Below are 20,738 nucleotides of genomic sequence, written 5' to 3'. Positions count from 1 at the left end.
CCGCACATTTTTTTAGCCTTCAGCAATTTGTATTTCTTTTTCGATATCGTGACTTTCGAGATCCGCTTGACGATAAGCTTCTGTCGTCGGCAAACGTAAATCCAGCCTTGGTTTTTCTTCAAACGTGACCGTCACGTCCTGTACCGTATAGTCGAAAACATGTCCTCCACCGCTTCGTTCCTGGTCGATGAAATGAAGATGATAACCTGCGACTGCGATTCCATGACCGAACCGGGGTGTGAAGTAACCGGCCAGCGTCCCGTCAATTTGTTCGAATGTCCGGGCACTTTGTGTCGCGACGGCTTCAGTAATCGGACGGAAGGGTTTTTCCTGTCGGACGACGGTCCGTGTCTTGACCTCGGAAAATCGTCCTTCAATCCGTACCGCGTAAAAGCTGTTGACTGTACTCAGCTGCTCACTTAACCAGTGTTCGAAATCAGCTTTCGTCATCGTTTGCTTCACGGACAACGACTGTTCCGGAACAAATCGTGTCAGAGAACAGAACGGCGTCGTCGTCTCCGGATCGAGTGGACGGGCACTGCCGTCCGACCGTAATTGATAAAAGAAACCATCAAAACCGATCATTTCCCCGTCGAGATGATCAAATGTTCCGATCCCGAAATCATGTCCGGGAAGAATAGACTCGTAGCGTGTCTCACTTTCGAACACGCCGTCGAGTAAAGCCATCATTGTCGAAATCTGAAGTAACGTATCCTCGTGTTGCATCGCTTCCATCTCCTTATCAGTTCAGTTGATCCAAGTGTACCTCTTTGCCGAGTGTAATGTTATCGCTGTAGTCAATCGGGACATCAACGATTACAGGACCGTCTGTTTGCCATGCTTCTTCCATGACCGAGATGAGCTCTGACGGATGATTGACACGAAGTCCTTTTGCACCAAAACTTTCAGCATATTTCACTAAATCGACTTCACCGAACGATGTACCGGATTTTCGGTTGTACTTCATTTCCTGCTGGAATGCTACCATATCAAAGCCGCTGTCACGCCAGACGAAATGGACGAGCGGGGCATTCAGACGGACTGCCGTCTCCAGTTCCATTGCAGAAAAGAGGAAGCCGCCATCTCCGGAAATCGAGACGGCTTTTTTACCGGGACGAACGAGTGTCGCCGCAATCGCCCATGGTAATGCAACACCAAGCGTCTGCATCCCGTTACTGAATAGAAGGTGACGTGGTTCATACGAACGGAAGTGACGCGCCATCCAAATATAATGTGAACCGACATCGACTGTGACCGTCACATCGTCAGCAATTTGTTCGCGTAACGTTTTCATAAAGTAAAGCGGATGAGTGAGTGGCGAGTCTTTGACGATTGGCGGGATGTCCCGTTCTTCCAACCGTTGTTGAAGACCACGTAAAAACTCAGTTGAACTTTCTGGAAGTGTCAATGCGTTTAACCGTTCTGATAAAGCATTGATGGTTGCTGCGACATCACCGACAAGCTCGCGGTCAGGACGATAGAAATGATCAATTTCAGCCCGCATTTGATCGAGGTGGATTAATATCCGCTCCTGAGACGGTTGATTCCAGAATTTCGGATCGTACCCAATTGGATCGTATCCGATCGACAAGACAAGATCGGCTTCAGCAAGCAAAGCATCTCCCGGTTGGTTACGGAAAAGACCGACTCGGCCATAAAAATTGGATTCAAGCTCGCGCGACAGTGTGCCGGCCGCTTGGAATGTCTGAACGACTGGAATCGAAACGCGTGTTAACAAAGCACGGATTGCTTCGACGACACGGGGTTGACTGGAACGCATACCAAGTAATAAGACCGGTAATTTCGCTTGTTCGATTAAGGTAGCTGTCTCATCGATCCATTCTTCCGGTGCAATTCCGAGTTTAGGGGTTTGGACGGCTTTAAACGAAGTGACGTTTGCTTCATTTAATCCGACATCTTGCGGAATGCTGACGAACGCAGCACCTGATGTCGTTTCGGCCGTCCGGAAAGCATTGGATAACACTTCGGGAATGTTGTCGGCATCTTGAACTTCAGCACTGAAGTTCGTGATCGGTTTGAACAGTGCTTGGTTATCCATCGATTGATGTGTTCGTTTCAAACGATCAGCTCTTGTGACGGCGCCGGCAATCGCGACGACAGGATCGCCTTCAGAGTTTGCCGTGACAAGACCGGTCGCAAGATTCGAAGCACCTGGTCCTGACGTGACAAGAACCACACCGGATTTATCCGTCAAGCGACCGATCGCCTGCGCCATGAAAGCAGCGTTCTGCTCATGACGTGCGACGATCAGTTCTGGTCCGCGGTCTTGCAAAACGTTAAAGACAGAATCAATTTTAGCTCCAGGAATTCCGAAAATGTAATCGACACCCTGTTCGATGAGAGTATCCACGACCAAATCGGCCCCTGTTTTCTTCTGTACTAATTCTTCTGATTCGCTGTTTTGTTTTTCAATCATTACAATTCTCCTTTTCTACCAGTAGTTTTGGTTGTTCGATAGCTGTAATATAAAAACTGTTTCGTGAAAAGTATACATCTGTTTTAGTGAGAAACCAAGGTGAATCGTTCAGAAACTAAAAAAGACACCTTGTGATCTACACAAGATGTCTGACACGTCAGCATTATTCCGCATTAACTTTCCCGAATGTCGCCCAAACAAAAAGGGCTGCTACACCCATGACAAGGACGATCGGAGAACCCCAGGCAATTAAGAAGTCATCCATCATTAAAACCTCCTTCAAGAAACTTTGTACTGTAAGTGTAGTAGATTGCTCAGTTATTCTCAAGTGACGATCTGCTGAACTTTCTTTTTGGCGTCAATCAAGAACATCTTATATATTTACCCGAATCATGATAAACTTATCTGCGGATAATTTAAGAATCGAAAGGATGAACAATATGCGTTTACGCCACAAACCATGGGCGCTGGATTATATGAAAGAGCAATCCTCCATCTATATAGCAGACCCGTCGACTTTAAAAGGAAACTGGTCGAATGAATTTAAAAATGAAAATCCGATTTACATCGAAGTCGGGTCAGGCAAAGGGGCCTTCATCACAGGGATGGCAAAACAGTATCCGGAGGTCAACTTTATCGCGATCGAGTTGTTTGAAAGCGTTGCGGTCGCAATCGTTCAAAAGATGGTGGAAGAACCACTTGAAAACGTTCGTGTCTTGACGGTTGATGCAAAAGATTTGCGTGACTTCTTTGAAAAAGGAGAGGTTGCCCGTGTTTATTTGAACTTCTCCGATCCTTGGCCGAAATCACGCCATGCCAAACGCCGCTTGACGTACAAAACGTTTTTAGCGACGTATGAAGATATTTTACCGGAAAAAGGGCAGATTCATTTTAAGACGGATAACCGGAAATTATTTGAATCCAGTCTGATGACGATGTCTGCTTACGGCATGACATTCGATTGGATGTCGCTTGATTTACATGCCAATGAGCCGGAAAATAACGTCAGAACGGAATACGAAGAACGTTTTTCAGCACTGGGTCAACCGATTTATCGGATGGAAGCAACATATACGAAATAATTTAGACAAAAAGTTTTCTTATTTTCCTAGCATTTCTTTCACACTTTTTTCTTATTAATTGGTACAATGTTGTTGACTGAAGAACTGTATTTACAGGTAAAGGGGGAAATTGGGGATGTGGCAAAAAAGCTTAGCCTTCGTAACGGCACTCTTTCTCGCATTGAGTATCGGACAATCGGTATTCGCTGCGATTGATACGTCATCTATGCAAAAAGCACTTGACGAGGATTTGAAGAGTACACATTACGACTATAAAAAAGGTTCTGTAGAAATTGAAGATCCAAAAACATTCACTGGTGAAAAAGGTGAACAGATTATCGGCGGAATCGCGGTAATCGAGACTGTTCGTGATGGAATCTTCATCACGATCAAACGTGAAATCCATTTCTTTAACGCAGACAGCGGTAAATTACTTACAAGCGCAGATGCGGCTAAAGTAGACGGCGTCAAAGAATACATTGACAGCAACTCGGATAACCTGCACCAAAAAGTAGTCTACTGGTTGCCGATGTTACTCATGATCTTATTAATTGCTGTACCAGCTATCATGCTATACGTTGTTGTACCGCGTCTGTACTCTACTACGGAATACATGAACCCGATCTACGAGCGTAATGATAACCCGCGTTAATCTTTTTTAAACAAATGAAAATCCCTTGTCTGACCCGATTCGTCGGGACGGACAAGGGATTTTTTTTAGATAAATAAAACGAGTAAAAAAGCGATGATGGCTGGAAGTCCTTGTTTGAAAAGAATCGAGACATTTGCAGTAGCTGCACCGTAAAGGGCAGCAACGATGACGCATCCGAGGAAATACAACTGAACAGCCGGGGAATCAAGAATCAGTCCGAAGATCAGACCGGCGGCAAGAAAACCGTTGTAAAGACCTTGATTGGCGAATAATGTCCGGATTTGCGGATTTGAGACCGCTTCTTCGGTCAGTCCGAATGTACGTTTGGCAGACTTAGATGATAGAAGAAACATTTCAAGTACCATGATATAAAAATGTTCCACAGCGACTAGCAGTACAAAGAAGATAGCGAGTAAAGACATGTCGAGACTCCTTTCTTTTAAAAGACCATACTTCGTCGATCGAAGTATGGTCCGTCTATTATGCGTATTCGAGTAAAGCACCTGTTTCCGCATCAACTGTGAATTGATACGTTTTTTCATCGTCACCTTCAAGGACCGAGATGCCACCTTTGTAGCTTTGGTAGTCACGTGACTCGTATGCGTACGCCTCTGGTGTTGCAGAGATCCATGCACCTTGGACACGTCCTTTTGCTGAAAATGTGCGTTTCGTGATTTCGAGCGCTTCCTCGGCAGAGAGTTGTTTGTTGTCGACAGCCTTCTTGACTGCGAAAGCGGCAACGACCGCTGCTGCGAGACCGATAATCCAATAGCGTTTTTTCATTAAAATTCCCCTCCTTACAGGTTCTATTCCTACTGTACCAAATAATTCGTCCAGTGAGAAACAAAAGGTTAAGTGATTGAAGCAAAATTTTGTATAATGAATGAACAGGGGGCGATACATATGAATGAAAAAACAAGAGACTTGTTTCGAACGTTGACAGAATTAAATGGTGCACCTGGATTTGAACACGATGTCAGACGCTTTGTCAAAGAACGCATTACACCGGTGACGGATGAAATCGTCATGGACGGTCTCGGTTCGATTTTTGGCAAACGGACGGGACAGGAAAATGGTCCGAAGGTTATGGTTGCCGGTCATATGGACGAAGTGGCCTTCATGGTAACGCAGATTACGAAAAACGGCATGCTCCGGATTCAACCGCTCGGCGGTTGGTGGAGTCAGGTACTGCTCGCACAACGGTTCTCGATTTGTGGGGATAACGGCATCATTCCCGGTGTCATTGCCTCGATACCACCACATTTATTGACGGATGAAGTCCGGAATAAGCCGATGGCAATCAAAGATATGTTCATCGATGTCGGGGCAGACTCAAAAGAAGAAGCGGAATCTTTCGGCATCCGTCCGGGTATTCCGGCTGTTCCGTTCTTCCCGTTCACACCGATGGCCAATCCTAAAAAAATCATGGCGAAAGCATGGGATAACCGGTACGGCGTCGGTATGGCGATCGAGTTGTTGGAAGAGACGACAGCGTCGGATCATCCAAACATCTTATTCTCAGGAGCGACGGTTCAAGAAGAGGTCGGCTTACGCGGCGCACAAACAGCAACGAATCTGATCGATCCGGATGTTGCCTTTGTCGTCGACGCCTCACCGGCCAACGATGCTTCAGGTGATAAAACAGAATTTGGTCAGCTCGGTCAAGGACCGTTGTTACGGATTAAGGACAGCGTCATGATTTTATCGAAAGAAATGACAGATTATGTTCTCGATACGGCAGAATCGAACAAGATTCCGTATCAATACTATGTTGGTGCAGGCGGAACGGACGGGGGAGTCATTCATCGTTCAAACAACGGTATTCCGACGACGGTTGTCGGTCTTCCGGCACGTTATATTCATACGCATGCCTCGATCATGCACACGGATGACTACGATGCGGCAAAAGAATTGCTCAAGAAACTTGTCACGCAACTCGATGCGACGACGCTCGCAACATTACAAATCAAATGAAGATAATGGAGGATGCCTTTGTGCATCCTCTTTTTACATCCCGACTGTCTTGTCACATGAAAAACAAATGTATGACCTTTTTTGGGGGTTTGTTATAATGAATCTGATTTCAAACAGAAGGAAGTGGCATCTTGTTAAAAAGAAAAGGGATTTTACTTAGTCCGAAAGTATATTTTATTACAGTGCTCAGCTATATGGCATTAGGGTTATTCAGTTCTTTGATTATGGGATTAATTTTAAAGACGATAGGTGAAGGATTGATTGAAAGAGGTATTGAAGCGGGAATGCTCGTTACGGTCGGAGAACAGGCAATCGCGCTGACGGGTCCGGCAATCGGAGTGGCTGTCGCGTTTGCACTTGAAGCGCCACCACTTGTTTTGTTTTCTGCCGTTGCTGTCGGTGCATTTGGTTATGAAGCAGGAGGCCCTGCCGGAAGTTATGTCGCAGCGGTCATTGCTACCGAAATCGGAAAATTGATTTCAAAGACGACGCGTCTTGATATCATCTTGACGCCATTGATCACGTTGCTCGTCGGTTTTGTGAGTGGTAAGTACGTCGGAGCTTGGATTGGAACATTGATGACCGATTTAGGAGAAGTCATCCGGTGGGGAACAGAAAGAGAACCCTTGATCATGGGGATTTTTGTCGCGACCGTCATGGGTCTCGCCTTAACAGCTCCGATTTCAAGTGCTGCCCTCGGTATCATGTTAGGTCTTGACGGACTGGCGGCCGGTGCTGCAACGATTGGCTGTGCGGCACAGATGATCGGATTTGGTGTCATCAGTTACAGGGATAACGGGATTGGTGGATTCATTGCCCAAGGAATCGGCACGTCGATGTTACAAGTGGGTAATATCATTCGAAATCCATGGACGATTGTCCCGCCGACACTGGCGGGAGCACTGCTCGCACCGTTCGCGACCGTCTTGTTGACACTCGAAAGTAATCCTGAAGGATCGGGTATGGGGACAAGCGGACTTGTCGGTCCGCTGATGATGTTAAAAACGATGGGATTTGAAGCGGAGTATTATTTAGCTGTCTTTGTTTTATGTTTTCTGGCACCAGCGCTGCTGAGTTATTTGATTTATCGGGCCCTTCATCGCATGGGACGGATTAAAGACGGAGATTTGAAAATCGAGTACTAATGAGAATATGCTTGTTCATTGGCTTTTTGAAAGAGGCAAAGAAAGAGAAACAGGCGGTGGATGCGCATCCACCGCCTGTTTCTCTTTACATACGTATACTTACAGGGAAAAACCAAACGAGCTGGAGTAAAAACTTGTGAAAAAGACATACAAGTACAATAGATAGAGCGGAATCAAGTAACGCATCCGAACGATTGGTAATTTTCTGGCGAGCCGTTTCCCGATGGCTTCGAGTAACATGATGATGGCGAATCCGACCACAAGAAAAATAAGAATTTGAGGCAGGCTACGCTCGGAATCGATGAACGAATATCCATATCGGAGACAACTTGTCATGCCGACAAAACCTACAAATCGTTCGAAAGGATGTTTAACAGGTTGATCAGTCATAATAATTTCCTTTCAGGACATTTTCTAGTTGCAGTATAGCAAACAGAGCGCCAAAACGCACAGAAACATTCGAATATGCTATGATGAACCCAATGAAAAAGCAAGTATTGAGGGAGTGTAACAGATGGAAAAATTAGAATCAAAAGAACAATTTGACCAAGCAAAAAAAGAAAAATCGATTTTCCTTTTCTCGGCGGATTGGTGCCCGGATTGCCGGTTTTTAGATCCGTTCATGCCGGAGATGGAACAGACGTTTAATGAATTCAATTTTTATTACGTCGATCGCGATCAGCACATTGAAATTGCCCAGGAAATGGACATCTTCGGAATCCCGAGTTTCGTCGCGTATCGTGAAAATGAAGAGACAGGTCGTTATGTCGGGAAAGAACGAAAAACACCTGAACAGGTTACAGCCTTTTTAGAAACAGTCTGAGACAAAAGCGAGTGCTGACTCGCTTTTTTTAATAGGAAAGGATGAAATGGATTCATGGAACTACAACAAATTCGTCGCCTTGTTACTGAGGCATTTGATACAACCCACTATACAACGTATTTCGATCGTGAAAAATCGGTGCTTCGCATCGAACGGAAAAAAGATCGTACAGGAGTCGATCTGGGATTAAATCCACTTGTAGCGAAAGCGAAGCGTCGCGGTGTCATCGCAGTCGAAGAGACAATCGAATACATCAAAGCCGTTTTGGAACAGACGGAACCGGTTTCTTTAATTGGTCATGAGCAACAAGTCTTTCCGGTCATTCGGGCAAAATCTTTTGCGGATGAAACGAAAGATGGTAAGAAAATCATCAGCACCCCCCATACCGGTGAAACGAAAATCATGTACGCGCTTGATTTAGGTGCCACGTACCGGTTGATTGACGAAGAATTGTTACATCAGGCAGGGTGGACGACCGAACATTTGTCAGAAGCAGCCCGCTTTAATTTAAAAACACTGGAAGCCCCCTTTAAAATGGACGAAGTAGCCGGGAACATCTTTTACTTCCTGAGTACGGGTGATGGATATGAAGCAAGTCGTGTCTTAAATAAACAATTATTGAGCGATTACGCTGAAAAAATGACAGGTGAGTTTGCTGTCGGGATTCCGCATCAGGATGTGCTGATTTTTGCCGATATCCGAAATGATTCAGGATACGATGTTTTACAACAATTGATGTTCGATTTCTTCACGAACGGACGGGTTCCGGTAACGGCGCTTCCGTTCATGTATGAAGAAGGTAAACTGGAACCTGTCTTCGTTCTTGCAAAAAACAAGCATCCGAAAAGTTGAATAATCTGCTACAATAGGCATTGTGAGAAAGTTTGAAGGGAGTCATGGATTGCATGAATGTTTTTTATAATAAAGAAGGTGTCGGGGACGTCCTGATGGTCATCTTGGCAGATGCACCACGCGCTGAAATCACTGCCGAAAGAAAAGGCGATGTAGCAACGATTTTCCATGGCGAAGACGTCATTGGCTATAACATCTTCGAAGCATCAAAGCAGTTTGCATTGAACGCTGTAGGACCGGTCGAATTGACACCGGAACTTGTTGAAACGGTTCAACGCGTACTAGGAGAAAACGGAGTCGATTTCGAAGCACGTGAAATTGATTATTCCCCTAAATTCGTAGTCGGATTCGTAGCATCTGCTGAAAAACATCCAGATGCGGACAAGTTGTCGGTCTGTCAAGTAGAGGTGGATGGTCAGACATTGCAAATCGTCTGTGGAGCACCAAACGTTGCTGCCGGACAAAAAGTAGTGGTCGCTAAACCTGGCGCAGTCATGCCGTCCGGATTAATCATTCGTCCGTCCGCGTTACGTGGAGTGGCTTCGAGCGGAATGCTTTGTTCTGCACGGGAACTCGCATTGCCGGATGCACCGCAGGAAAAAGGAATTCTTGTCCTTGAGGATACGGCGAAAACGGGAGAAGCATTTTTAATCGGTCGATAATTCGGCCGATTTTTTAACAAGATGGAGGGGTGAGGGAATGAGCAATCGTTATGAACAGTCGTTAAAGGAACAGGCAGCACGAATTCGACGTGAATTAGCAGGCGAAAAAGAAACAAAACCCGTTGAACGGCCTAAAAAAGAAGAGCGTGAAGATCGTTTCGTGTTGACGGATGTTCCATCGCCTATTTACGGATTCCAACGACCTAGAAAGCAACGGTCGATCCAAGAGGAAATCCATTCTGACGAATCTGAAGTCGATGTTTCAAGTGTACAGGAAGAGGAAAAATCAGAAGAGTCGCTTGAACATGAGACATCAGAATTGAACGAAGAGTCGCGGATCGAGACGATGGAACAGACGGATCTAACCGAAGCGGATGCTGGCTTAGTGCCGACGACAGATGCAGACATCCTCGTTCCAGAACCGACAATCGAAGAAAATTCTCCGTCAGATGTTTCGGAAGAACAAGTCGAAGCAGAAGTGACGACGGAAAGTTCTCTTCCTGCAGCAGACGATATTGTTGAAGTAAACGATACCGTTCAAGCGTTAGAAAATCCTGCTACAGAAGAAATGAGTAAAGAAGAGACGATGGAAGAATTAACCGAAGAGAGTCCTGTGGAAGAAAAGTCTGAAATGACTTTGAAAGAGCACGCTGTTCACGGAGAAGATGCGGAACCTGTCCAGTTATCAACAGGTACTTTACACGTTGATCACAAAACGGAGGAACCGGTCACACAGGTAGAAGAACTGCCCTCTGCTGAAAACGATTTAGTCGCTGAAATCAAAGTAGAAAATAGTGGGGCAGAAAAGGTACCTACAGACCAGTCGGTTCAAATTAAAAAACCGGTCGGACCACCGGTAAACGTCGTGATGACGACGAAAGACTTGATGGCCATGTATCGTGCACGTCGGGAACAAAATAATTTAAATGGTAAATAATAAGTCGGTTTGCTATAATGGTACAGGTTTTGTACCCAAGCCCGATGGTACGGACCGGAACGTGAATTGGAGGGCTCATATATGACAAATTATCATTTTGTAGGGATTAAAGGGACAGGGATGAGTGCACTCGCCCAAGTACTGCATGAAATGAATCATCAAGTACAAGGTTCTGATATTGACAAGCATATTTTTACAGAAGATGCCTTGCGGGCAAAAGGAATTCCGTTTTTCCCGTTCAGTGCGGACAACATTAAAGAAAATCAAGTCATCATCCAAGGAAATGCTTTTGGAGATGATCATCCAGAAATTGCTCGGGCAAAGGAACTGGATTTAACGATTTATCATTATTATGATTTCTTAGGCTATTTAGCAGATGAGTACCGGTCTGTCGCCATTACCGGTTCGCATGGTAAAACATCGACGACCGGGTTACTGTCACATGTCTTGAGTGGAATTACACCAACGGCATTTTTGATTGGTGATGGAACCGGTGCCGGTGTAGAAGATGCGAAAGCATTTGTTTTTGAAGCGTGTGAATACAAACGCCACTTCCTGTATTACAAACCGGACTATGCCATCATGACGAATATTGACTTTGATCATTCCGATTACTTTACAGGCATTGATGACGTCGTATCTGCATTCCAGGAGATGGCGATGCAGGTCAAACAAGCAATCGTAGCTTGTGGAGATGACGAACATCTTCAAAACCTTCAGGCGAATGTTCCGATTCTGTATTACGGTTTTGGCGAAAATAATGATTTCCGTGCAGAAAATGCAACGTCGACTCCAGATGGAACATCGTTTGACGTATATCTCCGGGATGACTTCTACGGGACATTCCTGATTCCTGGATTTGGTCGCCACCATGTCTTGAATGCACTGTCTGTCATCGCAATCTGCCAGTATGAAGGATTGAACAAAGAAGAGGTAGCGGCGCGTCTGTCTACATTCGGCGGAGTGAAACGCCGTTTTAGTGAATCTAACTTCGGTTCGCAGATTCTTGTTGACGATTATGCACACCATCCGAAAGAAATCAGTGCGACGATTGAGTCTGCACGCAAGAAATATCCGGATCGTGAAGTCGTAGCGATTTTTCAACCGCATACGTATACTCGCTTGAAGTCATTCATGGATGATTTTGCGACATCGTTACGCGAGGCAGATGCCACATATCTGTGTGAAATCTTTGGATCGGCACGTGAGCAGGAAGGCCAGGTCCGGGTAGAAGACTTACAAGAAAAAGTGCCGGGCTCGGATATTTTGACACGGGACAATGTATCACTCTTAAGTAAACACGAAAATGCCGTATTGCTCTTTATGGGAGCAGGAGACATTCAAACGTATCAACACCAGTACGAAAACACGAAATAACATCCTGAGTAAGAACGGGCACTGACATTCATTTGTCAGTGTCTTTTTTGTCGGTTTCATGAAACAAAAAAAACTGAAGTGATTTTGAGGTAGGTTGTTGTAAATTTTTGATTGCATCTTGAATTAATTTTTGGAATAGTGGGGGTATGTTATTTAGAAAGGAAAGACGTCATGGGACAAATCTTACTCATCTTACTGTTACAGCTGATTTACGTACCTGTTTTGACATTACGTACCATCATGCTCGTCAAAGGAAGAACAATCATTGCAGGTGTGTTAGGAACGGTTGAAACGTTGATTTATATCTTTGCGCTCGGTATCGTATTCCGTGACTTGACGACAGTCGGAATGATTGTCTATGCGCTTGGATTCGGTCTTGGTATTCTGATTGGAGGATTCGTCGAACGGAAGCTGGCGATTGGATACAATATGATTCAAGTTCACACACAAGAGTTTCCGGCAGAATTGATTCAAGTTATCCGGGATAACGGATTCGGAGTCACACATTATCAAGGTCAGGGTCGTGATGGAATTCGTTATCGACTGGATGTACTGGCAGCCCGGACAAGAATGAAAGTATTGCGTAACCTGGTCGAGGAGTATGAACCGAAAGCGTTTCTTGTCGCTTTTGATTCGGTGGATTTCAAAGGCGGTTATATGCTCAAAGGATTGAAACGGTCTCAGTAAGAAATTTTTTACTGCATGCTCGAAGAATCTCTCATGAAATCATGTTTAAGTTTTGTTATTTAAGGATAAAGATGAAATAGAACAAAACATAGTTTTATGAGAGGAGAAATCGATAATGATTAGTAATCATGCTAAGACGGCTTTAAATCAACAGGTGGCAAACTATGGTGTCCTGTTTGTAAAACTCCATAACTACCACTGGTACATTAAAGGTCCTGATTTCTTGACGTTACATGTAAAGCTTGAAGAATTATACACATGGGTTTCGGAACAGTACGATGTCGTGGCAGAACGTCTGTTGATGAACAACGGAATGCCTTCTGCAACACTGAAGGAATATTTGGAGCAAACGACGCTTGAAGAAGCTAAACCAGGCTTATCAGCAGATGAGATGGTCGAGTCGGTCATCAGTGACTTCCAACAGATTCGTAAGGAAATGCTGGATGCAATCGTCCATCTTGAATCGCAGGATGTGACGGTTGAAGACGATTTATTGGCACAAGCAAAAGAAATTGAAAAACAAATTTGGATGTTGCGTGCAACATTAAAAAAATAAGTCAAAAAAAACGGATGGCTGCATCCTCTATGGAATGAGCCGTCCGTTTTTCCTTACTTTAAGTTTTCAGGATTCAAGACATCGAGTTCAGGTAAGACGAATCGACCGTCTTTACGAATCAAGACATCATCAAACCAAATTTCTCCGCCACCGTAATCAGGACGTTGGATGTTCACGAGATCCCAATGGATGGATGAGTCATTTCCGTTGTACGCCTCGGCATATGCTTGACCGGGTGTAAAGTGGAAACTACCATCAATCTTTTCATCAAACAAGATATCCTTCATCGGATGTTGGATGAACGGATTAACACCGATTGCGAATTCGCCGACAAAACGTGCTCCGGCATCTGTATCAAATACTTGATTGATCCGTTCCGTATCGTTTGCTGTTGCTTCTACGATTTTACCGTCTTTAAATGTCAGTTTGACGTTCTCGAAGGTAAAGCCCTGGTAAGGGGAAGGCGTATTGTATGAAATCGTTCCGTTGATCGAATCTTTGACAGGCGCCGTAAAGACTTCTCCGTCCGGAATATTGGCATTGCCGGCACACTTGATGGCTGGAATGTCCTTGATTGAGAAAGTCAGGTCTGTTCCGGGACCGACGAGACGAACGCGATCAGTTTTATTCATCAAATCGACGAGGGGCGTCATGGCTTCACCCATCTTCGCGTAGTTAAGCGTACAGACATCGAAGTAAAAATCTTCGAAAGCTTCTGTCGACTGGTTCGCCAGTTGTGCCATTGAAGTCGTCGGGAAGCGTAACACGACCCATTTCGTGCCTTTGACACGATCTTCGGTATGCATTTTACCGAGCGTTTTACCGTACAGCTTCATTTTGTCAGACGGGACATCGGAAAGTTCATTGATATTGTCTCCGGCACGCAGACCGATATAAGCATCCATCGCCTGCATTTGTTTTTGTTCGATGTCTGCCATTAACTGAAGTTGTTCTTCCGACGCATTGCGGTACAATTTCCGTAACACACGGTTATCCTTTAAGAGGACGAATGGAAGACCACCGGCTTCATAAGCGGCATCAACGAGTGCTTCGACAAGTTCACGTTCGATTCCGAAATTCTCGATCAAGACTTTTTCACCAGGAGCAAGTGCTACTGAATAATTGATAAGATTCGTTGCGAGTTGTGTTAGGCGCGGGTCACGCATGAAAAGTTCCTCCTCAAAATGATGTATGTAGGTTTCATTTATCATTGTAACGGAAATAAACCATTTGGAGTAGCAGGAACAACTGCCCCGACGTCGAACTACCAACTAGACACTAGCAAAAGAAATTGGAGGCACGAACCATGGAAATTACATTAGGCGGAATTGCCGGACTGGTTGCTGCGATTGCATTCGTAGTACTCGTCATCTTCCTCGCACGCGTATTGAGCGCAGCAGGTAAGACACTTAACAACGTAGCGGATACGACAGCAGGGCTCGAGCGTCAATTAGACGGCATCATGATGGAGACGACAGCGTTGTTACACAAAACGAATCGTCTTGTCGATACGATTGAAGAAAAAACAGAATTGCTTGCACCGGTTGCGAACTCAATCGAAGAACTCGGAACATCGCTCAATAAAGTAACTGATTCAGTTCGGACTGTGTCTGACACGGTCGCAGGTGCTGCGGATACAAACAAAGAACAAATCGCACAAGCCGTCCGTTGGGGATCAGTCGCGGTGGAACTCTTTAAGAAAAATAAGCCTGAACCAGGCCAAGACGTGACTTCTTCGACAACAGCTACAACAACAGTCGAAAAGAAACCGCGTCGTCGCTTCCGTAAAAAAGCAGAAACACCGGTTACACCGGAAATCGTTTCTGTTCCGGATGTCGAAAGTATTCCAGATGAGTTGAAGGGAGATCGTTCATAATGACAAAACAACATCCATACCAAACACAAGATACTTCTAAAAGTGGCGGATTCCTTGCCGGCATCATCGTCGGTGGCCTAATCGGCGCAGCAGCCGCTTTATTATCAAGTCCGAAATCAGGCCGTGAAATGCGCGGAATGCTCGATGAGCGGACAGCGCCAGCACGCCAACGTTTAAACGAACAGACACAAGTCGTTCGCGAAAAAGCAGAACCACTCGTCGGCGAATGGATTCAATTAGCAAAAGATAAAGCAGCACCTGTCATTGAAAAAGCGAAAAAGAATCCGACGGTCCAGGAAGCGGCACAATATGCCGGTTTTGAAAAAGACCAATCGAGCATCGATGCTGCACTTGCAGAAGCGGAACAATTGGTCCGTGATATCGAACGAGAAATCGGTGACGAAGTGGACGGGGCTCCGGTAGCAGAACAACTTGATACTGAAACGGTTGCTGAGCTATCTGAATTACGTGAAGATCTCGAAGGAGAAGAGAACGAAGAAGATACAGAAGATGAGGACAATGATCCCCAGGCAAAGTTAAGTCATGAAAAACAACCTAAAAAATAAGCAACGTTTTAGCGTACTCACTGACTTTAAATAGTGAGTACGCTTTATTTATGTACAATTTCACAAGAGTTCGCTATAATTAGTTGCTATTACGAGCTATATGCTGATTAGGGAGTGGTAGAAGAATGGATCAACATGCAGAATTGAAACGTTTACGGGATGAACTTGATTTAGTAAACGCTGAGTTACTGGCGTTAATCAATAAACGAGGGGAAATAGCGGTTGAAATCGGTGAAGTCAAACGTGCCCAGGGAATCGATCGGTATGATCCGGTCCGTGAACGTCAGATGCTTGAATCGATTGCAGCGAGCAATCATGGTCCATTTGAAACAGGACGCCTACAGCACGTATTTAAAGAAATTTTCAAAGCTTCACTTGAACTTCAAGGGGAGGATCGGACACGGAAGTTGTTGGTCTCCCGAAAACAAAAACCGACGAATACGATCATTCGCATCGGGGATGATGTGATTGGTGACGGTTCCCAACAATTGATTGCAGGACCGTGTGCGGTCGAAAGTGAAGAACAGGTCTTTGAGGTGGCAGAACAACTGGCAAAGCATGGTGTACGCTTCATGCGTGGCGGTGCTTACAAACCGCGGACATCACCATATGATTTCCAAGGTCTTGGATTAGACGGATTAAAGATGTTGAAAAAAGCAGCTGATGCGCACGGTCTTCATGTCATTACTGAAATCATGACACCAAGCGCAGTTGAATCAGCTCTGCCTTACGTGGACATCATTCAAGTCGGTGCCCGCAACATGCAAAACTTCGACTTGTTGAAAGAAGTAGGGCGAACGAACAAGCCGGTTCTGTTGAAACGGGGTTTGTCTGCTACACTTGAAGAGTTCATGTACGCTGCGGAATACATCATGGCAAGCGGGAATGAACAGGTCATCTTATGCGAACGCGGAATTCGGACGTATGAACGGGCGACCCGCAATACACTCGATATCTCTGCCGTTCCGATTCTCAAACAAGAAACACATCTTCCGGTCATGGTCGATGTAACCCATTCGACGGGCCGTAAAGATTTACTTCTTCCGACTGCAAAAGCAGCGTATGCGATCGGAGCAGATGCTGTTATGGTAGAAGTACATCCGTTTCCGGCGCTTGCGTTATCGGATGCAAACCAACAATTAGATTTTAATGAGTTCGATTCGTTCATCGAGAATCTGACTTCTACTTTTCCGGCACTAAACGTTCAATGATTTTCTAAAAAGACTGTTCTTTAGCGAATGAAAACGTTTTACAATGAGGGAAGAATGGGAAAAGAAAGTTATCTTTTCCTGTCTTCCTTTCGTGTTGCCTAAAAATGAAAACAAGAATGAAAACAAAAAGGTTGTCTAAAATAAGGAGGAATTTGTTTTGAACAGTAATATAACGATTTATGATGTCGCACGGGAAGCCGCGGTCTCCATGGCGACCGTCTCGCGTGTAGTGAATGGAAATCCGAATGTCAAACCGTCGACGCGGAAAAAAGTACAGGATGCCATCGACCAACTCGGCTACCGTCCGAACGCCGTCGCACGAGGTCTTGCCAGTAAGAAAACGACGACTGTCGGCGTCATCGTACCGGATATTTCAAATATCTTTTTTGCAGATTTAGCACGGGGAATTGAAGACGTTGCAACGATGTATAAGTACAATATCATCCTATGTAACTCAGACCAAAATCCTGAAAAAGAAATTCATTTGTTGAATACGTTACTTGGTAAACAAGTCGATGGAATCATCTTCATGGGTGGGCGCCTTCATGAAGATCTTGTCCGTGAATTTAAAACATCACCTGTTCCAATCGTATTGGCGGCTACTTTAAACCAAGATTATGATCTTCCGGCCGTTAATATTGATTACGAAAGTGCTGCACATGATGCTGTAAAATCTCTGATTGACAATGGTCATAAGCGGATTGGATTCATTACTGGACCACTTGAACAACAGATTAATGGAGAAAAGAAATTTGCCGGCTACCGGAGTGCGTTGGAAGAAGCCAATTTACCGTTTGATGAGCAAAATGTTGTCCTTGGAAACTACACGTACGATTCAGGCATGAAAGCGATGAACCAATTACTTGAACTTGGCGATGCTTGTCCACGTGCGATTTTTGCAGGGACAGATGAAATGGCGCTTGGTGTCATTCATGCTCTTCAAGACGCTGGTCATCAAGTTCCGGCAGACTTCGAAGTCATCGGTCATGATAACACGCGTCTTGCAACGATGATTCGTCCAAAACTGACGACGGTCGTTCAACCGATGTATGATATCGGAGCCGTTTCAATGCGTTTGTTGACGAAAATCCTCAACAAAGAAGAAATCGAGACAAACGATGTGACCTTACCACACCGAATCGAACAACGGGATTCTACCCGTTCTTGATCAAAAAAAAGTCTGTTCTTTTTCCAACCGGAAAAGAAACAGACTTTTTTTCATCGTTTAACGACTATCGTTTGGTCTTGGTGATGGTGTAATTGATCGTTCTCGACATGAAGTCGGACGATGGTCTCTCCTGGATGTGTCAACGAGACTTCACCTACGTATTGATCCGATTTTTTAGTGAGCGGCAGATACGTATGTTTTTCGACACCGGGTTCGATGACTTCAATTTGAACATCTGCCTTGAGTGGTGTGCCGTTTAGAAAGACATGAAAGGAGACGGGGAATTTTGCCCCGGTCTTCACTGTTTTAGCGCCCATATAATGAACGGATAATCCTTCAACGGTAGCGTGTTTGTGTGTATGTTCAGTCGTGTTCTTTTTCGCGTCTTCGTGCGAGTGATCCATGACGACGAATGAGATTTTATCCATATGGTGAAGTCCGTTTTTATCATTGATATGATAAAGTCCTTCGTATTCGCCTTCAGCAAGCTTGGCTTCGGCTTGATAAGTACCTGTCTTTTTCAATGCCGCTTTAAACTTTTGATGAACCGCTTCTTTTTCATCCGCTTTCCAGACTTCGAAAGCTACGTTTTCCAGATTAACAGCCTTTTTATTTTCAAGTGCTGTCGCTTGGAAAACCACTTTTTGATTTTCCATCGTCTTCGCCGGTACATCAACCTTAACGTCGACTGTTTTTTTTCCGGATCCTTGCATTGTATCGTGATCCATTGCTTGTTTGTCATTCGCGCATCCGGCAAGCAAAAGTCCTGTCGCGAAAAACATCCCCATGAAGCCTATTGTTTTTTTCTTCAACACGGATTCCCCCAATTTTCGTTTACTAAATAAAGTAATGAAAGCTTATTCAGTATAACAAGAACTTGTGAAATGCCCACGAAGTAATTGTGAAAAGAACAAGACATTTTTAATCATTTGAATAAGGGGAGGAGAACGATAAGTGTTCTTTTTTAGAATCATCGACGAACGGCCACAGTAATCGTTTAACGGTCTCCCAGTTTTTTTCTTCGATTTCCGGACGACGAGGAATCATCGGATACAGCGGAACAGGATCGGCCCATGTCACCGGAACATTCGGACTCTCTTTCTGCCATCGCTTAATCCATTCTTCCGGAAGATTCCCATGGAAGGGAGATTGATTCGTTAAAGCAGCAAATACTTGACTCCAGGCGCGAGGGACGACGCGGTACCAGTCGTAACCGCCACCACCTAAAGCTACAATCCGGCCGCCTGTGTACCGGTCAGCAGCCTCAACAGCGATTTGAGGAATCTGTTCGTAGCTCTCCATCGTTAACGACAGATGGGTCAACGGGTCAAGGGCATGTGCGTCGGCGCCATTTTGAGTAATGATCAAATCCGGCTTAAAGAGTTCACATGCTTCAAACAGGACAGTCCGGTAGGCATGTAAAAAAGAAGCGTCTTCCGTAAAGGCGTCAAAGGGAACGTTCCAGCTCCAACCATAACCTTCTTCTGCTCCACGCTCCGTCACCATTCCGGTTCCGGGAAATAAGTAACGTCCGGTTTCGTGAAGTGACAACGTCATGACATCCGCCCGGTTGTAAAACGCCCATTGAACACCATCGCCGTGATGGGCATCGGTATCGACATATAAAATCCGGCAATCGTATTTTTGAATCATGGCTGCCATCGCGACGGCAGTGTCGTTGTAGATACAAAAACCGGAAGCCCGTCCGCGAAAGCCGTGATGCAGACCTCCTCCGATATGGAATGTCCGCCGGTATTGACCGGACAGGACAAGCTCGCATGCTTCAATCGTTCCGCCGACGAGCAAGGCTGCACTTTCATGCATCTGGTCAAAAAGAGGGGTGTCTTCGGTTCCTAATCCGTACATTTGCGCCTTCATCGGAGAAAGTTCGCCGTGTCCTGCGAGTTTCACCGCCTGTATGTAATCCGGATCGTGAATCAACGATAATTCCTCGTCTGTTGCCGGACGGGGGACGATGCAGTCGATATTCTCGAGGGCACCGGTTGCTTCCAATAAGGACAGGGTTAATTCGAGTCGAATCGGATTAAACGGATGGGAGTCGGAGAAGCGGTAGGCAGCCTCTTCTTTGCTGTATACATAAGCAAACTCTTTCATCGGCTCATATCAGGACCAACCACATCAAATCCTTCCTTTCGTAATTTTTCGATGACGCGAATCGGGTTCATCGTTTGGACACGAAAAGCAACGATCCGAACGTATGGATCATCTGTAGGATAGACTAAGACGTTTAAAATATTGACGTTTGTTTTCGCCAGGAGTCCAGCGATTTTAGCGAGTGTTCCTGCCGTGTTTTCGACACGGACTTCGATTTGTGAACTCGGTTCTAGTGCACCGGTTAATTGGACGAAGGTCCGGAGCAAATCCGTTTCTGTTATTAAACCGACTAAGCGACGTCCCCGAACAATCGGAAGACAGGAGAGGCGATGTTCATAAAATAAGACAGCCGCATCTTCGATGAAATCAAGAGGGTGAGCCATGATTGGTATTCGTTGCATGATGCTTGATACCGCATTTTGTTGATCCTTTAAAAAAGTTTCCGGGTGAAACACACTGCTGGCACTTTGTATCTCCTGCAGACCAATTAAGCCTAACAGTTCCTGTCGGGCATTTATCACAGGCAAATGCCGAATTTGGTGACGGCGCATCAACTCGGCGGCGTGAGCAATCGAGTTTGTAGGTTGAATCGTAATACAATGTGTCTTCATGATTTGTTCGATTAACATGCGAGCCCTC

The 20,738-nt window shown here is 45.1% G+C and carries 25 protein-coding genes; 15 read left to right on the top strand and 10 right to left on the bottom strand.

All coding sequences use genetic code 11. From position 1 onward, the window contains the following. Positions 1-12: 12 nt before the first annotated feature. The 3 genes from budA to KNP93_RS15915 all read right to left on the bottom strand — a co-directional run bounded on the left by budA (position 13) and on the right by KNP93_RS15915 (position 2,702). Positions 13-726, bottom strand: coding sequence for an acetolactate decarboxylase (gene budA, locus KNP93_RS02565; protein WP_214852940.1), 714 nt, complete (start codon positions 724-726; stop codon positions 13-15). A gap of 16 nt (positions 727-742) precedes the next feature. Continuing rightward, positions 743-2,437, bottom strand: coding sequence for an acetolactate synthase AlsS (gene alsS, locus KNP93_RS02560; RefSeq protein WP_214852936.1), 1,695 nt, complete (start codon positions 2,435-2,437; stop codon positions 743-745). 163 nt (positions 2,438-2,600) lie between these two features. Next, a complete protein-coding gene (locus tag KNP93_RS15915) occupies positions 2,601-2,702 on the bottom strand; it encodes a cytochrome bd oxidase small subunit CydS family protein (protein WP_426353925.1) in 102 nt (33 codons plus the stop codon). 175 nt (positions 2,703-2,877) lie between these two features. Here KNP93_RS15915 and trmB point away from each other — a divergent pair, with 175 nt between their 5' ends. Both trmB and KNP93_RS02550 read left to right on the top strand, forming a co-directional pair. Further along, the gene (trmB, locus tag KNP93_RS02555; RefSeq protein WP_114595216.1) at positions 2,878-3,519 is read left to right on the top strand and encodes a tRNA (guanosine(46)-N7)-methyltransferase TrmB; all 642 of its coding nucleotides are present in this window, start codon (positions 2,878-2,880) and stop codon (positions 3,517-3,519) included. 115 nt (positions 3,520-3,634) lie between these two features. After that, complete coding sequence (locus KNP93_RS02550; RefSeq protein WP_131502099.1) at positions 3,635-4,150, top strand: hypothetical protein; 516 nt, start codon at positions 3,635-3,637, stop codon at positions 4,148-4,150. 65 nt (positions 4,151-4,215) lie between these two features. Here KNP93_RS02550 and KNP93_RS02545 read toward each other — a convergent pair whose 3' ends face one another. Together KNP93_RS02545 and KNP93_RS02540 are read right to left on the bottom strand one after the other, a co-directional pair. Continuing rightward, entirely contained in the window at positions 4,216-4,572 is a 357-nt protein-coding gene (locus tag KNP93_RS02545; RefSeq protein WP_188004604.1) for a DUF1304 domain-containing protein, read from the bottom strand. 58 nt (positions 4,573-4,630) lie between these two features. Continuing rightward, positions 4,631-4,933, bottom strand: a complete 303-nt coding sequence (locus KNP93_RS02540; RefSeq protein ID WP_012371126.1) for a PepSY domain-containing protein — start codon at positions 4,931-4,933, stop codon at positions 4,631-4,633. A 120-nt stretch (positions 4,934-5,053) separates the two neighbouring features. Here KNP93_RS02540 and KNP93_RS02535 point away from each other — a divergent pair, with 120 nt between their 5' ends. Further along, positions 5,054-6,124: a M42 family metallopeptidase gene (locus tag KNP93_RS02535; protein WP_131502097.1), complete on the top strand. Its 1,071-nt coding sequence runs from the start codon at positions 5,054-5,056 to the stop codon at positions 6,122-6,124. 131 nt (positions 6,125-6,255) lie between these two features. Next, a complete protein-coding gene (locus KNP93_RS02530; RefSeq protein ID WP_214852932.1) occupies positions 6,256-7,269 on the top strand; it encodes a PTS sugar transporter subunit IIC in 1,014 nt (337 codons plus the stop codon). Between the two features lie 99 nt (positions 7,270-7,368). On the opposite strand, the gene KNP93_RS02525 is transcribed toward KNP93_RS02530, so the two are convergent. Further along, positions 7,369-7,659: a hypothetical protein gene (locus tag KNP93_RS02525; RefSeq protein ID WP_026827701.1), complete on the bottom strand. Its 291-nt coding sequence runs from the start codon at positions 7,657-7,659 to the stop codon at positions 7,369-7,371. 124 nt (positions 7,660-7,783) lie between these two features. Here KNP93_RS02525 and KNP93_RS02520 point away from each other — a divergent pair, with 124 nt between their 5' ends. The 7 genes from KNP93_RS02520 (at position 7,784) to KNP93_RS02490 (ending at position 13,163) form a co-directional block, all read left to right on the top strand. Then, on the top strand, positions 7,784-8,092 hold the full coding sequence (locus tag KNP93_RS02520) for a thioredoxin family protein (RefSeq protein ID WP_131972375.1): 309 nt from the start codon (positions 7,784-7,786) through the stop codon (positions 8,090-8,092). Positions 8,093-8,146: 54 nt separating this feature from the next. Next, positions 8,147-8,944 carry a DUF1444 domain-containing protein gene (locus KNP93_RS02515; protein WP_214852929.1) on the top strand — a complete coding sequence of 266 codons (798 nt, stop codon included), beginning with the start codon at positions 8,147-8,149 and terminating at the stop codon, positions 8,942-8,944. Positions 8,945-8,997: 53 nt separating this feature from the next. Next, on the top strand, positions 8,998-9,606 hold the full coding sequence (gene ytpR / locus KNP93_RS02510) for a YtpR family tRNA-binding protein (RefSeq protein ID WP_214852926.1): 609 nt from the start codon (positions 8,998-9,000) through the stop codon (positions 9,604-9,606). A 37-nt stretch (positions 9,607-9,643) separates the two neighbouring features. After that, positions 9,644-10,543: a hypothetical protein gene (locus KNP93_RS02505; RefSeq protein ID WP_131502092.1), complete on the top strand. Its 900-nt coding sequence runs from the start codon at positions 9,644-9,646 to the stop codon at positions 10,541-10,543. An 81-nt stretch (positions 10,544-10,624) separates the two neighbouring features. Continuing rightward, on the top strand, positions 10,625-11,920 hold the full coding sequence (gene murC, locus KNP93_RS02500; RefSeq protein ID WP_131502091.1) for a UDP-N-acetylmuramate--L-alanine ligase: 1,296 nt from the start codon (positions 10,625-10,627) through the stop codon (positions 11,918-11,920). Positions 11,921-12,091: 171 nt separating this feature from the next. Continuing rightward, positions 12,092-12,607 carry a DUF2179 domain-containing protein gene (locus KNP93_RS02495; RefSeq protein WP_026827707.1) on the top strand — a complete coding sequence of 172 codons (516 nt, stop codon included), beginning with the start codon at positions 12,092-12,094 and terminating at the stop codon, positions 12,605-12,607. Positions 12,608-12,722: 115 nt separating this feature from the next. Next, complete coding sequence (locus KNP93_RS02490; protein ID WP_026827708.1) at positions 12,723-13,163, top strand: Dps family protein; 441 nt, start codon at positions 12,723-12,725, stop codon at positions 13,161-13,163. Between the two features lie 53 nt (positions 13,164-13,216). Here the strand turns inward: KNP93_RS02490 and KNP93_RS02485 are convergent, their stop codons facing one another. Further along, positions 13,217-14,329: an aminopeptidase gene (locus tag KNP93_RS02485; RefSeq protein WP_131502090.1), complete on the bottom strand. Its 1,113-nt coding sequence runs from the start codon at positions 14,327-14,329 to the stop codon at positions 13,217-13,219. A gap of 140 nt (positions 14,330-14,469) precedes the next feature. Between KNP93_RS02485 and KNP93_RS02480 the strand changes: the two genes are divergently transcribed. The 4 genes from KNP93_RS02480 to ccpA all read left to right on the top strand — a co-directional run bounded on the left by KNP93_RS02480 (position 14,470) and on the right by ccpA (position 17,984). Then, positions 14,470-15,039: a DUF948 domain-containing protein gene (locus KNP93_RS02480; protein WP_114595229.1), complete on the top strand. Its 570-nt coding sequence runs from the start codon at positions 14,470-14,472 to the stop codon at positions 15,037-15,039. Beyond that, positions 15,039-15,605, top strand: a complete 567-nt coding sequence (locus KNP93_RS02475) for a YtxH domain-containing protein (RefSeq protein ID WP_214852923.1) — start codon at positions 15,039-15,041, stop codon at positions 15,603-15,605. Before KNP93_RS02480 ends, KNP93_RS02475 begins: the two co-directional genes overlap by 1 nt. 125 nt (positions 15,606-15,730) lie before the next feature. Then, positions 15,731-16,816 carry a bifunctional 3-deoxy-7-phosphoheptulonate synthase/chorismate mutase gene (locus KNP93_RS02470; RefSeq protein ID WP_131502087.1) on the top strand — a complete coding sequence of 362 codons (1,086 nt, stop codon included), beginning with the start codon at positions 15,731-15,733 and terminating at the stop codon, positions 16,814-16,816. A 157-nt stretch (positions 16,817-16,973) separates the two neighbouring features. Continuing rightward, entirely contained in the window at positions 16,974-17,984 is a 1,011-nt protein-coding gene (gene ccpA, locus KNP93_RS02465) for a catabolite control protein A (RefSeq protein ID WP_131502086.1), read from the top strand. Positions 17,985-18,034: 50 nt separating this feature from the next. Here ccpA and KNP93_RS02460 read toward each other — a convergent pair whose 3' ends face one another. The 3 genes from KNP93_RS02460 to KNP93_RS02450 all read right to left on the bottom strand — a co-directional run bounded on the left by KNP93_RS02460 (position 18,035) and on the right by KNP93_RS02450 (position 20,728). Beyond that, complete coding sequence (locus tag KNP93_RS02460; RefSeq protein ID WP_214852920.1) at positions 18,035-18,799, bottom strand: FixH family protein; 765 nt, start codon at positions 18,797-18,799, stop codon at positions 18,035-18,037. A gap of 106 nt (positions 18,800-18,905) precedes the next feature. Then, a complete protein-coding gene (locus KNP93_RS02455; RefSeq protein ID WP_131502084.1) occupies positions 18,906-20,099 on the bottom strand; it encodes an acetoin utilization protein AcuC in 1,194 nt (397 codons plus the stop codon). Further along, positions 20,096-20,728: an acetoin utilization AcuB family protein gene (locus KNP93_RS02450; RefSeq protein WP_214852917.1), complete on the bottom strand. Its 633-nt coding sequence runs from the start codon at positions 20,726-20,728 to the stop codon at positions 20,096-20,098. Before KNP93_RS02450 ends, KNP93_RS02455 begins: the two co-directional genes overlap by 4 nt. Between the last annotated feature and the right edge of the window lie 10 nt (positions 20,729-20,738).

Origin of the sequence: Exiguobacterium sp. s166 (genome assembly GCF_018618855.1) — a bacterium.
In the GTDB taxonomy this organism is placed as follows: Bacteria; Bacillota; Bacilli; order Exiguobacteriales; family Exiguobacteriaceae; genus Exiguobacterium_A.
This window is presented reverse-complemented; position numbering and strand designations above follow the sequence as displayed.